The sequence below is a fragment of the Sphingobium yanoikuyae genome, from assembly GCF_034424525.1.
GTDB classification, from domain to species: Bacteria; Pseudomonadota; Alphaproteobacteria; order Sphingomonadales; family Sphingomonadaceae; genus Sphingobium; species Sphingobium yanoikuyae.
The window spans coordinates 3,244,452-3,258,570 of the sequence record NZ_CP139979.1; the positions used below are offsets into that span (position 1 = coordinate 3,244,452).

The 14,119-nt window shown below is 60.1% G+C and carries 14 protein-coding genes; 12 read left to right on the forward strand and 2 right to left on the reverse strand.

Annotated elements, in window-relative coordinates:
• Window positions 1–18: 18 nt before the first annotated feature.
• From U0025_RS15045 to U0025_RS15065, 5 genes are read left to right on the forward strand one after another with little or no spacing between them, the layout of a single operon-like run.
• Window positions 19–1,854: a type I restriction-modification system subunit M gene (locus U0025_RS15045; protein WP_004208239.1), complete on the forward strand. Its 1,836-nt coding sequence runs from the start codon at window positions 19–21 to the stop codon at window positions 1,852–1,854.
• 35 nt (window positions 1,855–1,889) lie between these two features.
• Complete coding sequence (locus U0025_RS15050) at window positions 1,890–3,803, forward strand: restriction endonuclease subunit S (RefSeq protein ID WP_323156735.1); 1,914 nt, start codon at window positions 1,890–1,892, stop codon at window positions 3,801–3,803.
• Complete coding sequence (locus U0025_RS15055) at window positions 3,800–4,732, forward strand: GIY-YIG nuclease family protein (protein ID WP_004208241.1); 933 nt, start codon at window positions 3,800–3,802, stop codon at window positions 4,730–4,732. Before U0025_RS15050 ends, U0025_RS15055 begins: the two co-directional genes overlap by 4 nt.
• Window positions 4,732–5,817, forward strand: a complete 1,086-nt coding sequence (locus tag U0025_RS15060; RefSeq protein ID WP_004208242.1) for a DUF4268 domain-containing protein — start codon at window positions 4,732–4,734, stop codon at window positions 5,815–5,817. Before U0025_RS15055 ends, U0025_RS15060 begins: the two co-directional genes overlap by 1 nt.
• 4 nt (window positions 5,818–5,821) lie before the next feature.
• Window positions 5,822–8,944 (forward strand): type I restriction endonuclease subunit R, encoded by a 3,123-nt coding sequence (locus U0025_RS15065; protein WP_004208243.1) that lies wholly within the window; start codon window positions 5,822–5,824, stop codon window positions 8,942–8,944.
• A gap of 16 nt (window positions 8,945–8,960) precedes the next feature.
• Here the strand turns inward: U0025_RS15065 and U0025_RS15070 are convergent, their stop codons facing one another.
• Window positions 8,961–9,233, reverse strand: coding sequence for a hypothetical protein (locus U0025_RS15070; protein WP_157225193.1), 273 nt, complete (start codon window positions 9,231–9,233; stop codon window positions 8,961–8,963).
• Between U0025_RS15070 and U0025_RS15075 the strand changes: the two genes are divergently transcribed.
• The 3 genes from U0025_RS15075 to U0025_RS15085 all read left to right on the forward strand — a co-directional run bounded on the left by U0025_RS15075 (window position 9,232) and on the right by U0025_RS15085 (window position 11,408).
• Window positions 9,232–10,188 (forward strand): hypothetical protein, encoded by a 957-nt coding sequence (locus U0025_RS15075; RefSeq protein ID WP_004208244.1) that lies wholly within the window; start codon window positions 9,232–9,234, stop codon window positions 10,186–10,188. The two genes, U0025_RS15070 and U0025_RS15075, sit on opposite strands and share 2 nt — an antisense overlap.
• On the forward strand, window positions 10,188–10,661 hold the full coding sequence (locus U0025_RS15080; protein WP_037490463.1) for a hypothetical protein: 474 nt from the start codon (window positions 10,188–10,190) through the stop codon (window positions 10,659–10,661). The genes U0025_RS15075 and U0025_RS15080 overlap by 1 nt, the downstream gene beginning before the upstream one ends.
• Before the next feature lie 624 nt (window positions 10,662–11,285).
• Entirely contained in the window at window positions 11,286–11,408 is a 123-nt protein-coding gene (locus U0025_RS15085) for a hypothetical protein (protein ID WP_257010942.1), read from the forward strand.
• 29 nt (window positions 11,409–11,437) lie between these two features.
• On the opposite strand, the gene U0025_RS15090 is transcribed toward U0025_RS15085, so the two are convergent.
• Window positions 11,438–11,929, reverse strand: coding sequence for a hypothetical protein (locus tag U0025_RS15090; RefSeq protein WP_004208246.1), 492 nt, complete (start codon window positions 11,927–11,929; stop codon window positions 11,438–11,440).
• Between the two features lie 141 nt (window positions 11,930–12,070).
• Here U0025_RS15090 and U0025_RS15095 point away from each other — a divergent pair, with 141 nt between their 5' ends.
• The 4 genes from U0025_RS15095 (at window position 12,071) to U0025_RS15110 (ending at window position 13,781) form a co-directional block, all read left to right on the forward strand.
• Entirely contained in the window at window positions 12,071–12,364 is a 294-nt protein-coding gene (locus U0025_RS15095; protein ID WP_004208247.1) for a hypothetical protein, read from the forward strand.
• A gap of 47 nt (window positions 12,365–12,411) precedes the next feature.
• Window positions 12,412–12,717 (forward strand): hypothetical protein, encoded by a 306-nt coding sequence (locus tag U0025_RS15100; protein WP_157225194.1) that lies wholly within the window; start codon window positions 12,412–12,414, stop codon window positions 12,715–12,717.
• A gap of 209 nt (window positions 12,718–12,926) precedes the next feature.
• Window positions 12,927–13,469 carry a recombinase family protein gene (locus U0025_RS15105; protein WP_004208249.1) on the forward strand — a complete coding sequence of 181 codons (543 nt, stop codon included), beginning with the start codon at window positions 12,927–12,929 and terminating at the stop codon, window positions 13,467–13,469.
• Window positions 13,470–13,505: 36 nt separating this feature from the next.
• A complete protein-coding gene (locus tag U0025_RS15110) occupies window positions 13,506–13,781 on the forward strand; it encodes a hypothetical protein (RefSeq protein WP_004208250.1) in 276 nt (91 codons plus the stop codon).
• The last annotated feature ends 338 nt before the right edge of the window (window positions 13,782–14,119 follow it).

Sequence of the window (14,119 nt, forward strand, 5' to 3'; positions counted from 1 at the left end):
ATTCGGTAGGGGGATATTGTGAACCATCAAGCGCTTGCATCTTTTATCTGGTCGGTCGCCGACCTTCTTCGCGGCGATTATAAGCAGTCGGAATATGGGCGCGTCATTCTCCCATTCACGGTGCTGCGCCGCCTCGATTGCGTGCTGCAACCAACAAAAGCTGCGGTTCTGGCGGAGCTTGAAGCCAAGACGGCAATGGGCCTGAACCCTGAGCCCTTCCTCCTGCGTGCCGCCAAGCAGGGCTTTTACAACACCGATCCGCTCGATCTCAGCAAGCTGATGGGCGATCAGGACAACATCCGCGCCAACCTCATCCGCTATGTCGAGGGCTTCTCCCCTGCGGTGCGCGACATCTTCGAGCAGTTCGAGTTCCATGCCCAGATCGACCGGCTCGCCAAGACTGGGCTACTCTATCAGGTCACTGAACGCTTCGCTCGCATCGACCTTCACCCGGACAGGGTGGACAATGCCGCGATGGGCCTCGCCTTCGAGGAACTCATCCGCAAGTTCGCTGAAATCTCGAACGAGACGGCGGGTGAGCACTTCACACCGCGTGAGGTGATCCGCCTCATGGTCAACCTGCTGTTCGTTGAGGACGACGACGCGCTGACCAAGCCGGGGATCGTCCGCACCATCTATGATCCGACTGCGGGCACGGGCGGCATGCTGTCGATCGCGGGCGAGTATCTCACTGAGCACAACCCGCAGGGGCATTTGACCATGTTTGGTCAGGAACTGAACCCTGAGTCCTATGCCATCTGCAAAGCCGACATGCTCATCAAGGGACAGGCGATCGAGAACATCGCCCCCGGCAACACCCTGTCAGATGACGGGCATCCCGGTCGCACCTTCGATTATATGCTGTCGAATCCGCCTTTCGGCGTCGAGTGGAAGAAGGTCGAGAAGCAGGTCCGCGCCGAGCACGAGCAAAAGGGCTACGATGGTCGTTTCGGCCCCGGCCTGCCGCGCGTATCGGACGGCTCGCTGCTGTTCCTCATGCACCTGCTGTCGAAGATGCGCCCACTCAATGAGGGGGGCTGTCGGTTCGGGATTGTCCTCAACGGCTCGCCCCTGTTCACGGGCGGCGCGGGTAGCGGCGAAAGCGAAATCCGCCGTTATGTGCTGGAGAACGACCTCGTTGAGGCGATTATCGCGCTGCCGACCGACATGTTTTATAATACGGGCATCTCGACTTATGTCTGGATCATCAGCAACCGGAAGCCGGAGGCACGCCGGGGCAAGGTCCAGTTGATCGATGCCTCCTCCATGTGGCGCAAGATGCGCAAATCCTTGGGCTCGAAGCGCAAGGAAATGTCGGACGCCCAGATCGCCACGGTGACCAAGCTGTTCGGCGGGTTCAATGAGGCGCAGCTTGCCATCAGCTTCGACGCGGACGGCCGGGAGATTGCGCGCGACGTGGTGATCGAAGGCGAGCCGGTGCCCCCAGCACCGGAGGGCGGCAAGGTTAAGCTCGCGCCGCTGTCGCGCATCTTCCCGAACAGCGCCTTCGGCTATCGAACCATCACCGTCGAGCGGCCGCTGCGCGACGATGCGGGCGAGATCGTGCTGGGCCAGCGTGGCAAGGCGAAGGGCAAGCCGCAGGCGGACAGCGCCCTTCGCGACACCGAGAATGTGCCGCTCAGTGAGGATGTCGAGACCTATTTCGCGCGTGAGGTGCTGCCGCACGCGGACGATGCGTGGATCGACCACGACAAGACCAAGGTCGGCTACGAAATCCCGTTCACCCGCCACTTCTACGTCTTTGAGCCGCCGCGTCCGCTCGCCGAGATTGACGCCGATCTTGAGGCCGTCACTGACCGGATCAAGGGCATGCTGGAAGGGCTCGCGGCGTGAGCTTTCCGTCATATTCATCATATCAAGACAGCGGGGTGGAATGGCTTGGTGAGGTGCCGAGCCATTGGACAGTCACCGGACTAAAGCGCGCATTTTCCATCGCGGGTGGTTCCACGCCTAAGTCAGATATCGAGGATTATTGGGGTGGTGATATCCCATGGATCACCCCCGGTGATCTCAGCAAGCTGAGCACTAAGTTCATTTCCGATACGGCGAGGAAGATCACAGCCAGTGGGCTGGCGTCATGCGCGGCATCGCTAAGCCCAGCGGGTAGCATTGTTATTTCGACACGCGCTCCCATAGGATCGCTTGCCGTCACTGAGATCGGCGCAAGCACAAATCAGGGCTGTAAAACGCTCGTCGTTAAGGACGGCGTAAGCGCTACCTTTGGATATTATGCTCTGTCGATCGCAACCGAGCAGTTGAATGTTCGCGGGAAGGGATCGACGTTTCTTGAGATTTCAGCGGATGATCTCGGCGCATTCGCGCTGCCGTTCCCGCCTCAATCTGAACAGATCGCCATCGCCGCCTTCCTCGACCGCGAAACCGCCAAAATCGACGCGCTCATTGAGGAGCAGCGGCGTTTGATCGCGCTGCTGAAGGAGAAGCGACAAGCCGTCATCTCCCACGCCGTCACCAAGGGCCTCGATCCGCACGCCCCTTTGAAGGACAGCGGTATCGAATGGCTCGGCAAGGTGCCCGCGCATTGGACTGTCACCAAGTTCTCACGCGCTATCGCCTTCCAAGAAGGCCCGGGCATTATGGCCGCTGATTTCCGCGAAGAAGGCATTCCACTGATGCGCGTCGCTGGGGCGTCAGGTCGATGGGCATCGCTGGATGGCTGCAACTACCTCGATCCTGAAAAAGTGGCGACCAGATGGAAGCACTTTCGGCTCGAACTTGGCGACCTGATCATCAGCGGCAGCGCAAGTATGGGCACCGTGTGTGAGGTAGGCGCTGAGGCCGTTGGTGCTGTGCCATATACCGGGCTGATCCGCCTCACTCCGGTTGATGGAGCAACTACCCGCGACTTCGTGCGCGCAGTGGTGGGTTCATCAATGTTTTTTACGCAGATCGATCTCCTGAAGGCTGGCGCTACGATCCAGCACTTCGGCCCCACTCATCTCCGTCAGATGATCATCGCGTTGCCGCCTCTCGCCGAACAGGCCGCAATCTCAAGCCACGTTGATAAGCTGAACAGCCGCTGTTCCGATTTGATGCAGGAAGCCGAACAGACGATCGCGCTGCTCAATGAGCGCCGCGCCGCTCTCATTTCCGCAGCCGTCACCGGAAAGATCGATGTTCGCGCCTCCGCCAAGGTGCTGCCGTTCCCGATTGAGCGCGCACGGGCACGCGGGCTTGTAGGCACCGAGATCATTGAGCGATCTGCGGGTCAGCCGACCTTCGGTCGCGTGAAGTTCCAAAAGGTGGTGTTTCTCGCAGAGGGGCATGTCGGCATCAGCGAGCTTGAAGGCTCTTACCTGCGTGAAGCCGCTGGTCCGCTCGATCGCGCTCTCATTGACGACATGGAGAGCGGCGCTCACCGGCTCGCTGGGATCGAGCGCGATCAACCGGGCGGCTCCGGCACCACCAACACCTACCGCCTTGGCCCAGAGCGCCGCGCGCACCGCCAAGAGCTTGCCGACTGGCTTGGCCCCGACCGCACAGCCAAGCTCGACAAGCTGATCACGGACTTCGCTGACTTGAGCACAAGGGGCGCTGAAGCTGTCGCTACTCTCTATGGCGTGTGGAACGACGCGCTCGCTGAGGGTGCCTCGCCGTCCGATGACGAGATCATCAACGGCTTTCTGAACGATTGGCACAATGAGAAGCGCAAGAAGTTTCGTGCCAGTGATTTACCTGAGTGGCTGGGGTGGATGCGCCGCCACGGCATCGTGCCCAACGGCTCCGGTCCCAAGAGCGCGCGACAGATTGGAGCGCTGCTGTGAGCCCAGTGGTCGGCCGCTCGTTGGAGCTTTACTACATCGACGGCCGCCCGGACGGCATGGTCACCGCCGAACTGTTCAACTGGACCGGCCACGTCCTGCTGTTCCCGCGCACCCAGTTGAGCGCGGCGCTTGCCCGCAGTGAGGCCAGCTATGCAGGCGTCTACCTGCTGCTGGGCGACCAGAACGGCGAGCCCTTCGCCTATATCGGTGAGGGCGAGGACATCGGCGCGCGCATCCGCCAGCATGACGTGCGCAAGGAATGGTGGACCAGCGCCGTGCTCGTCACCGCCTCCGCCAACAAGCTCAACAAGGCGCATGTCCGCTACCTCGAAGCGCGGCTGATCGCGCACGCCAAGGCGATTGGGCACACGCCGCTCGACAATCTGACCGCGCCGGTGCTGCCGATCCTCAGCGAAGCCGATATCGCCAAGATGGAGGCGTTTCTCGAAAACCTGTTGATTGTTCTTCCGGCCGTGCGGGTGGACATGTTCATACAGCGCGCTCGTTCCCATCGGCCCACCGCTCCGGCGACGCCGGGTCGGACGATCGCCGATCCGCAGACAATCAGCGCAGGCGGCACGCGCTTCGTGCTGGAAGCGCGGAAACATGGTCTGCGCGCATCGGCGGTTCTCACTGATGGTGAGTTCGTCGTTGAGGCTGGATCAATGGGCAGACGCGAATGGACTGGTCTCGACCACCATACCTACGCCTCGCTCTATGCGGAGCTTCGCCGGTCGGGCGTGCTCACTGAACAGGGTGCGCATTGCGTGTTCACGCAGGATTACGCTTTCCGCAGCCCGAGCGCCGCAGCAGCGGTTGTCAATGGCAGGGCATCGAACGGCCAGATCGACTGGCGCACCGCTGACGGTGGCCTGACCTACAAGGACTGGGAAGCGCGTCAGGTCGCCGCGCCCGAGGGGACAGCCTGATGCCGGTCTACGAGGTCAATGACGGAACGCTCATCGCGGCGAACCCGACCCGCTTCTATGTCGAGGGCCTGCGCGAGCGTCAGGATATCCAGCGGATGCTGCGGGATCAGATCGCGGTGTTGGGTGAAGACCTGCTGGTGCTGTCAGACGAATATGGCGGGTGGATCGACAGCAACAGGCGTATCGACCTGCTCTGCCTCGACCCTGAGGCCAACCTCGTCGTCGTCGAACTCAAGCGCGATGATGCGGGCCACATGGAGCTTCAGGCGATCCGCTACGCAGCGATGATCGCGCGCATGACTTTCGCTGAGGCGGTCGATGCCCACACGCAATATCTGCGGCGCTGCGGCCAGAGCGGCGAGGATGCCGAGGCCAAACTGCTCGCCTACCTCAACTGGCAAGAGGCCGAGCAGGAGGAGTTCGGCAGCAGCGTTCGTATCATCCTTGCCTCAGCGGCATTTAGCAAGGAACTGACGACCACGGTGCTGTGGCTCCGTGAGCAAGGGCTCGACATCAGTTGCATCCGGCTGAGCCCATACAAACTCGGCGACGGGCGATTGCTGCTGGATGTGCAGCCGATCATCCCGCTGCCCGAAGCAACCCAGTTCCAGACGCAGATCGGGCTCAAGCGGCAGGCCGAGCAGAAGGCGAAGGTGGAGCGGCACGAGGTTCGATATGAGTTCTGGCAGGGCCTGCTCGCTCTCGCGGCTGAGAAGACGCCGCTGCATGCGGGGCGCAGCCCGTCGAAGGACAACTGGATTTCAGCCTCAGCGGGGCTGGCAGGTTTCACCTTCGTCTACACGATCCGCCAGCGCGATTCTCAGGTCCACCTGTGGATCGACGACAATCAGGCGTTCTTCCTCAAGCTCGAAGCCGATCGTGCTCTCATTGAAGGCGAGTTTGGCGGCGATCTCATCTGGAAACGCGAAGAAGGCCAGCGCGGCACATTGATCGGCGCGTTGGTTGAGGGCGGATATCGTTCCGACCGGGAGGATTGGCCCAAAGTGCAGCAGGCCCTCGTCGATGCGATGTTGCGACTTGAGCGGTTGCTGAAGCCCCGCCTCAATCAGTTGAAGCAGGGGTGAGGCGTTGAGCATCCATAAGGAAATCCGTTTCGAGGACGAAATCTGCGCTCACCTCGCGGAGCATGGCTGGCTCTACGAACCCGGCAGCGCCGCGTTTTACGACCGCAAGCGGGCACTGTTCGCGCCCGATCTCGTCGCGTGGGTGCAGGAAACGCAGCCGAAGGTCTGGGAGTCACTGAACCGCAGTCATGGCGCAGGCGCTGAGTCCGCGCTGCTCGATCGGGTGCGCAAGCAGATCGACGATCGCGGCACGCTGGATGTCATCCGCCACGGCGTGGAGATGGTCGGCGTGCGGGGCATGATCTCGCTGGCCCAGTTCAAGCCCGCAATGGGCATGAATCCCGACATCATCGCCGCCTATCAGGCGAACCGCCTGCGCGTTGTGCGGCAGCTTCGCTACTCAGTGGCGAATGAGAACTGCTTCGATCTGGCGCTGTTCCTCAATGGCGTTCCCGTCGCGACCGCCGAGTTGAAGACGGACTTTACCCAGTCGATCACGGACGCCATCGATCAGTATCGGTTCGATCGCCTACCCCGACCAAAAGGCGGCAACGCTGAGCCGTTGTTGACCTTCCCCAGCGGGGCGCTTGTCCACTTCGCAGTGAGCAACAGCGAGGTGCATATGACCACCAAGCTGGCAGGGCCGACCACGCGCTTCCTTCCATTCAATAAGGGCGATGCAGGCGGCGCGGGCAATCCGCTCAATGAGCACGGGCACCGCACCGCCTATCTGTGGGAAGAAATCTGGGAGCGGGAAAGCTGGCTCGAAATCATTGGCCGCTATCTGGTCGCTCAGCGCGATGCGAAGCGGGCGATCAGCGGCATCATCTTCCCCCGTTATCACCAGCTTGACGCCACCCGGAAACTGCGGGCTGCCGTACGCACCGAGGGCGCAGGCGGCAAATATCTGATCCAGCACTCAGCGGGTAGCGGTAAGACGAACTCGATTGCATGGGCAGCGCACTTTCTCGCCGATCTCCATACCGATTCCGATGAGAAGCTGTTCTCCACCGTCATCGTCGTGTCGGATCGCAATGTCATTGATGCCCAGCTTCAGGACGCCCTGTTCGGGTTTGAGCGGACCACCGGCGTGGTGGCAACGATCCGCAGTGAAGGCGGTGCCAAGAGCGGCCAGCTTGCCGAGGCACTGGCTCAGGGCAAGAAGATCATCGTCTGCACGATCCAGACCTTCCCCTTCGCACTTGAGGCCGTCCGCGACCTCGCTGCCACGCAGGGCAAGCGGTTCGCGGTCATCGCCGATGAGGCGCATAGCTCCCAGACCGGCGAGGCGGCGAAGAAGCTCAAGCAGCTTCTGTCCCCGGAGGAAATCGCTGAGCTACAGGATGGTGGTGAGGCCAGCGCCGAGGATATCCTGACCGCACAGATGGCGGCGCGCGCGGGTGACAGCGGCGTCACCTATGTGGCGTTCACCGCCACACCCAAGGGCAAGACTCTCGAACTGTTCGGGCGCAAGCCGGAACCCGATCAGCCATCCGGCCCCGGCAATCTGCCGTCCGCCTTCCATGTCTACTCAATGAGACAGGCGATCGAGGAAGGCTTCATCCTCGATGTGCTCAAAAACTACACCCCCTATCGCCTCGCCTTTCGCCTCGCCAATGACGGGCAGGAATGGGATGACAGGGAGGTCGAGCGCAGCACGGCGCTGAAAGGCATCATGCGCTGGGTGCGCCTGCACCCCTATAATATCGCGCAGAAGGTTCAGATCGTCGTCGAGCACTTCCGTGAGAATGTGCAGCCGCTGCTCGATGGCAAAGCCAAGGCGATGGTGGTGCTCGGCAGCCGTGTCGAAGCCGTGCGCTGGAAGATGGCGATCGATGGCTACATCAAGTCGCAGGGCTATGGACTTGGCACATTGGTGGCGTTCTCCGGTGAAGTGAACGACCCCGATTCCAGCCAAGAGCCGCTCACTGAGGGCAGCGCCACGCTTAATCCGGGGCTGAAGGGGCGGGACATCCGTGATGCGTTTGCGGGCTCGGATTTTCACCTCCTGCTTGTCGCCAACAAGTTTCAGACGGGGTTCGATCAGCCGCTGCTGTGCGGCATGTATGTCGATCGAAGGCTCGCAGGCATTCAGGCGGTGCAGACGCTCTCGCGCCTCAACCGCGCGCATCCGGGCAAGGACACCACCTATGTCCTCGATTTCGTAAACTCTTCAGAGGAAATCCTCACCGCCTTCAGGCAGTATTTCACCACCGCCGAGCTTGAGGGCGTCACCGACCCGAGCCTTGTCCTCGACCTGAAGGGCAAACTGGACGCCAGCGGCCATTATGATGAATTCGAGGTCGAGCGCGTCGCTGCGGTCGAGATGAACCCACGCGCCAAACAGGGCGAGCTCATCGCCGCCATTGAGCCGGTCGCTGACCGACTGCTCAAGCGCTACAAGGCCGCGCAGGACCGTTTGCGGAACGCGCGCGAACGTGATGACCATGATGGTGCATCTGACGCTCAGGATGAGATCAATGCGCTGGTCCTGTTCAAAAACGACATGGCCGCATATCAGCGCGCCTATAGCTTCCTGTCCCAGATATTCGATTATGCGAGTAGCGCGGTTGAGAAGCGCTTCCTGTTCTACAAACGCCTGACACCGCTGCTGGAGTTCGGTCGTGAACGCGAGGGCGTAGACCTATCCAAGGTCGTGCTGACGCACCACAATCTCAAGAATGAAGGGCAGCGCCGCCTTGATGTATCTGGGCGCGACGAAAGCAAGCTACAGCCGATGACCGCATCTGGGTCCGGGGCCGTACAGGACAAGGAGAAGGCGCTCCTTGCTGAGATCATTGCGAAAGTGAACGACCTGTTCGGTGCTGACACGACCGATGGCGACCAACTGAGTTATGTCACCACATTACGCGACAAGATGTTGGAATCCGATGCGCTGGTGACGCAGGCGGCGAACAATACTGAGGCGCAGTTCGCCAATTCGCCCACGCTGAAGGACGAGTTGATGAACGCCATCATCGAAGCGTTCGAGGCGCATTCCTCTTTGAGCAAGCAGGCCCTTGATTCGCAGAAGGTTCGTGACGGCCTGAAGGAAGTGCTGCTCGGTCCCGCTCAGCTTTACGATGCACTGCGTGCGCGAGCGCCGGAAATTCGGCCTAGGACATGATGATTTGGTCGAGAGGTTATGTTCGCGCCGCCGCTATTCGCCGCAACTGAACGATCGGATCGTCCCAGCATACTCCCGCGATAAATCGTTCTGCCTCGTCATCGGTCCGGCCACGATCGGCAAAGCGCTGCTTGATGATCGGCTCCATACGCGCGCGGTGCGCGCTCGCCCATGTTTCGAAGTTTTTGGATGAATTTTCGTTCTGCATGAAGTATTTATCCAGTTCGACCTGACCGGAAGGGAAATGCAAAATGACAATATGACCCATATTTGAGGGAGATATTGTCATGGATTCCATCGCGCCGATTTCGGGATGGATGCTGGATCGCATCGTTGCGCTCGACGAAGTGGTGCCGGGGTTCGCGGGATATGTTTTTCGTGCGAGCGTGGAACGGCGGCAGGTCATTGCTGCATTCTTGTCGGTGGCCAAGCTGGACGGAGATGGCGCGGGCGACACGGCCGAGTTTTTGATGCGCGCCGATCATCGGTCCATCCTCCATCGGGCATTTGGCTGGGTGCCTCCCGGTCTCCGGGCGACGTTGGGACGCAGCGGCTCGCAGCCGCACGAGCCAGCCTATTACCGTCAGTTGTTTGATCTGATGTCCCACGGCGATCGCTACCTCATCAAGGCGATCTGGCAGTCTGCGAAGCTCAATCCCGAGCGCCTCACCATTATCACGGGTGTCCCGGCTGATCTTTGTGATTCCCGAATCCTAACCAAGATCAAGGATTGCAAGCACGCAACCGATGTCGCCTTGTCGGTCGATCTGCTGTCCCGGCGCGGTGTCGATCGTGCGGCACTGATCGATGCATTGCATCAGTCCGACGGCATCAATGATGCGATCAAGCACTGGTCGATGAGGATGTCATTTCCGCCGGGGCCGATTCCCGCTGCTGAAGGATATCGACCGATCGGGACCGGCATCGAATTGGCGGCAATCGCGCGGAAATATCGTAATTGCTCGCGCGGCTATTTCTCGTCGGTCATGGTTGGCACGCACGCCTTCGGGGAATTTCGCTGCGAAGGACGAGAGGTCTTGATCAGTTTCGACAAGACCGATGGCATGTGGATCGTCGATGGCGTTTACACTTTCCGAAATTTCGATGTGGATGCTGGCATTTCCCGTGCGGCCTATGCCTTTGCCGCCCGCCAAGGAGTCCCGGATCGGAGGCCCGATCGAAGCGATAAAGCCGTTGAGGCGCTCCGCCGTCTGGGGCGATTCCACGGCGATTGGGGGTTCTGATGGCGCAGGCTCAGCAGCAGCGGCCGTTCACCGAGGCATTCGCTTCATGGTTCGCCGCCGCTGGTCTTCACGACATCATGGCGGTCGAGCCCTGCATCGACCGGGATGCCGTGGAGATCACTTTCCTGATCGGCGGCGGCGCGCTTCGTGGATATGCCCACTCCGTTGGCATCAGTATTGCGGCAATCAAGGACCATGAGTGCTGGGACTTCCTGTTTGACGAGGATTTGGTGGTCGAGCGGGACGCGGGCGGCTGGTTCTGTTCACTATGCCACGTTGATGAACAGTCCCGTTTTCTGATTATTGATGCTTTATGGAAAGCCCACCTGTTCGATCGATTTCAGACATGGGTAGAAGAGAAACTGCGACCGGCAATGGTGTTGGAATTCCATCGGATAGACGGAGCTACGTGGGCGCATCTGGCAAATGAACCTTCGGATACATCCACGGCAACGGTGAGCTTGGACAAATGACGTATGTCATGTCCCAACGCTACTGACCTCGACCTTCCCGCCGCAATATTCTCGTGCGAACGTCATCTCCCACACCCCCGATCCGCAGATTTCCGACATTTTTGTCGATCGATCACGATTTCCGACCCGCAACTTTAACGACAATGCTCGTGCGGGATGATGATCGGCGTCGACGATGATCCTGCCATGATGAGGTCGAACATGTTGATTGCTGGGAGCCTTGGATTTTCGTGCGTTGCGCCTGTGACGATCGATCACCATGCCATGGTTGTCACGGCATCAACGTCCCCAACCATGGGGATCGCAACATCAATATCAGATGCATTTGTGTATCAGATATTTTTCACCGCGCTGTCGTGGCTGTCGATCGTTATCACGGACATCTCGACGCGGTAGCGCCGTCCGGAGTGCCACCGTCTCGCTGATCGCGATACGGGCAAAATAGTGCCCTTTGCTTATAATATATAGAGGCAGGGGCACTAATGGCCCCGGAGAGCGAAGCGTCCGGGCGGGGGGCGCGCGCGGTGGTCATATGACACTCCGGCCATCGCAGTCAGGCCCGTCATCAGCACGACCATACTGGATCATTGCTTCGACCATGGTTCCAGAAGGCCAGAAGATGTCATGGTGATGGTCGATCACTTTCCCGCTTCGATCGACCGTTCCAAAAACCCGGCTGGCTTTGGCCACCTGAAAGCGAGCCATTCCGCCATTTCGATGATGTGCGATATTCCCATTCCGGAATAGGTTGGTTGCCGAACTAAGCACCGGCCGTCCTACTCGAATGAGCGGCGGTCGGGATCGACTTTGGCCAAGAGTCTGGCCGCGTCCTCAAGCTCCTTCACCGCGTCCATCGACTGATCGACGAGAAGCTGACCTTGAAAGGAATAGATCGACCCGCTTCCATAACGGGACGGCACAGTGATTTTCACCCCACGCCGGACGAACACACCACCGAGGTGGCCAATGATCTGGCCCACCACGCGCCCAGTGTATTTCTTCATCTCGTCGGTGAACGCCCGATCCCCCGCGAGCATGGCGAGAAACGGCTCTGCCGCGACGATGGGGGGACGCGATGGTGCCGCCAGCACCGCCCCAATGAGAAGTGCCACTCCCAAGCGCGATGTCAGGAAGTCATGGATGATCTGACCAGCGGGGGAATCGTGAGCCTTGGCGCTGGACATCGGGTAGAAGAAGAAATTGACCATGTTGAGGTCGAGCGCTTGGGATCGTTCGTCCAGCACAAAGCGCTTTTGGGGCACCGACATTCTTCCTCAACACGATCGGTGACCGAACTACGGCACATGCTCTGGTCGGGCAAGGCGTCATATATGCCGTCTATGAAGCCATTGGTCTCGGGAAGACATTCTGTGTAGCTGATACGGCCTCACGCCAGCACGGAGGCAAAAATGGCTCATAACAAGCAGTTCGCCCTGATCGACAAAGAAGGCAAGGAGCGGTTCGCCGCCATCATCAACGGCACCTACCAGATCGGCAAGGACCGGAAGCGAACCCCTTCGAACATCGACGACTTCGCGCGCGCAATCCTGATCGAAGGCGAGGACGGACGCTTTGTCCGCGCTGACGGCACGAAGCCCGGAATCCTCAAATTTCTCGGCAAGCACGACTATGAAGCCATCGCCTACCGCCTCCACCCAGACCTTGCTGACAGGCTAGGCATCCCCTCCGAGGGCACTCGATAACGCAACCGCACTGTCGCCGAGTGTCACCTTTCCACTCGTCGATGGGGATGGGGCCGCCCACCGGTGCGGCCTTCATCTTTTTGCGCATCACCATTTCCAACGGATCATCGCAGGCCGAGGCGGTCCAACTGGTCGACCTCGGCCCGGATCAACCGGCAGCGCCGGTCTTCCAACCATGGTCCGTAGGGATATTGCGTGCCATGGTGGAGGTCCCACCATTCGCGCCAATCCTGCGTCGGGTGGAAATATCGGACCCGAGCCCTGACCGAGAGCACCTCACCGATATGCTGCTTCATTCCGCGCTCGGTATTGGTCTCACGGATTACAAGATCGCCGACGCGGAGATGGTATAAACTCATAGCCCATCATACCATCAGGTCTTGGAAATATCGAAGTAAATGAAGTGCTTGAACCGATTCCACGGAAGTGAGAATCTGTCCCTGATGGGTAAAATCTGATGGGATATCTCAACCCCCGACGATCTCCCTATCAATAGACCCGGTTTGGTTTTTGAGAACGTCCTCAGACCCCAACTCTAGATTCGAACGAGACAGGAGGCCCCATGATCATCGGATATGCCCGCGTGAGTTCCACCTCCCAGAGCCTCGACATCCAGCACGAGGCGCTGGCCGCTGCCGGGGCGGAAAAGGTCTTCTCGGAAAAGGTGTCGGGCCGCTCGACCACCGATCGCGAGCAACTGGCGCTGGCCATGTCGTTCGCCCGTGAAGGCGACACCCTGATCGTCACCCGCCTTGATCGTCTGGCCCGCAGCGTCGGTGACCTTCACCGGATCATTGAAGTGCTGACGCAGAAAGGCGTGGGCTTCAAATGTCTGAACCAGCCCGGCGTCGACACCGACACCAGCACTGGACGCCTGATGCTCGCCATGCTCGCCGCCGTGGCCAGCTTCGAGGCGGACATCCGGCATGAGCGCCAGATGGAGGGCGTGCGCAAAGCGCAGGCCGCCGGGAAATATCGTGGTCGCCCTGCCAGCATCGACCCGTCGAAGATCAAGGAACTCAAGGCCGGTGGCATGGGTGCCGCCGCGATCGCGAAGGCCATGGGGATCGGTCGGGCATCGGTCTATCGGGCGCTTGCCGCCTGACATATCATACCGCTGACTTCATCGCAGGAATCCACCATGGCCGACACCGATCCCACCATCATCGAATCACCGCTGTCCCGCACCGTCAGCCGAGATGGTATTACCGTCCGAGTCCTGATCTACCGGCTCGAACACGATCCAAAATGGGCGCTGGAAGTGGTCAACAATATCGGGACATCAACGGTCTGGGACGATCTGTTCGACACAGATGAAGCCGCCTTCGAAGCCTTCACCCAGACGGTCGCCATCGAAGGCATGACCGCCTTCCTCGACGACGATGATGATGTTCCAGAAGGCGTCACTCGCCACTGATATCGGCGTCCAATCGGGACCCCACCTTCACCGTCGGCGGTCATTACCAGCATGGGGTCGAGATCATCTCACCCGATCGTCGACCCGACATCGTCCGTCCACATCGTCATCGCCGACCATTACCGCCCATGCTCTGGGCGACCGTCAGCGACATCATGGAGATCAGCATATGGCATCACGTTCGAAGCAGCCGGAGGCAACGTCGGCCACCCATGCCCCTGCCCATGATCAGGGGGAGAGCGTGGGCGGTATCATCGAACATATCGACGGCGAAGCTGGGGACGATGGCGGGGAAATGATGGTGCTGGACGCTGGTTCACCAAAGCCCGCAAAAGCCA

What these genes read in the sequence shown, in the direction of transcription:
- U0025_RS15060 (WP_004208242.1), top strand. Translation starts at nt 4,732, where the DNA reads ATGCCGGTCTACGAGGTCAATGACGGAACGCTCATCGCGGCGAACCCG.
- U0025_RS15090 (WP_004208246.1), bottom strand. Translation starts at nt 11,929, where the DNA reads ATGTCGGTGCCCCAAAAGCGCTTTGTGCTGGACGAACGATCCCAAGCG.
- U0025_RS15095 (WP_004208247.1), top strand. Translation starts at nt 12,071, where the DNA reads ATGGCTCATAACAAGCAGTTCGCCCTGATCGACAAAGAAGGCAAGGAG.
- U0025_RS15080 (WP_037490463.1), top strand. Translation starts at nt 10,188, where the DNA reads ATGGCGCAGGCTCAGCAGCAGCGGCCGTTCACCGAGGCATTCGCTTCA.
- U0025_RS15085 (WP_257010942.1), top strand. Translation starts at nt 11,286, where the DNA reads ATGGTGATGGTCGATCACTTTCCCGCTTCGATCGACCGTTCCAAAAAC.
- U0025_RS15070 (WP_157225193.1), bottom strand. Translation starts at nt 9,233, where the DNA reads ATGACAATATCTCCCTCAAATATGGGTCATATTGTCATTTTGCATTTC.
- U0025_RS15110 (WP_004208250.1), top strand. Translation starts at nt 13,506, where the DNA reads ATGGCCGACACCGATCCCACCATCATCGAATCACCGCTGTCCCGCACC.
- U0025_RS15105 (WP_004208249.1), top strand. Translation starts at nt 12,927, where the DNA reads ATGATCATCGGATATGCCCGCGTGAGTTCCACCTCCCAGAGCCTCGAC.
- U0025_RS15100 (WP_157225194.1), top strand. Translation starts at nt 12,412, where the DNA reads ATGGGGCCGCCCACCGGTGCGGCCTTCATCTTTTTGCGCATCACCATT.
- U0025_RS15075 (WP_004208244.1), top strand. Translation starts at nt 9,232, where the DNA reads ATGGATTCCATCGCGCCGATTTCGGGATGGATGCTGGATCGCATCGTT.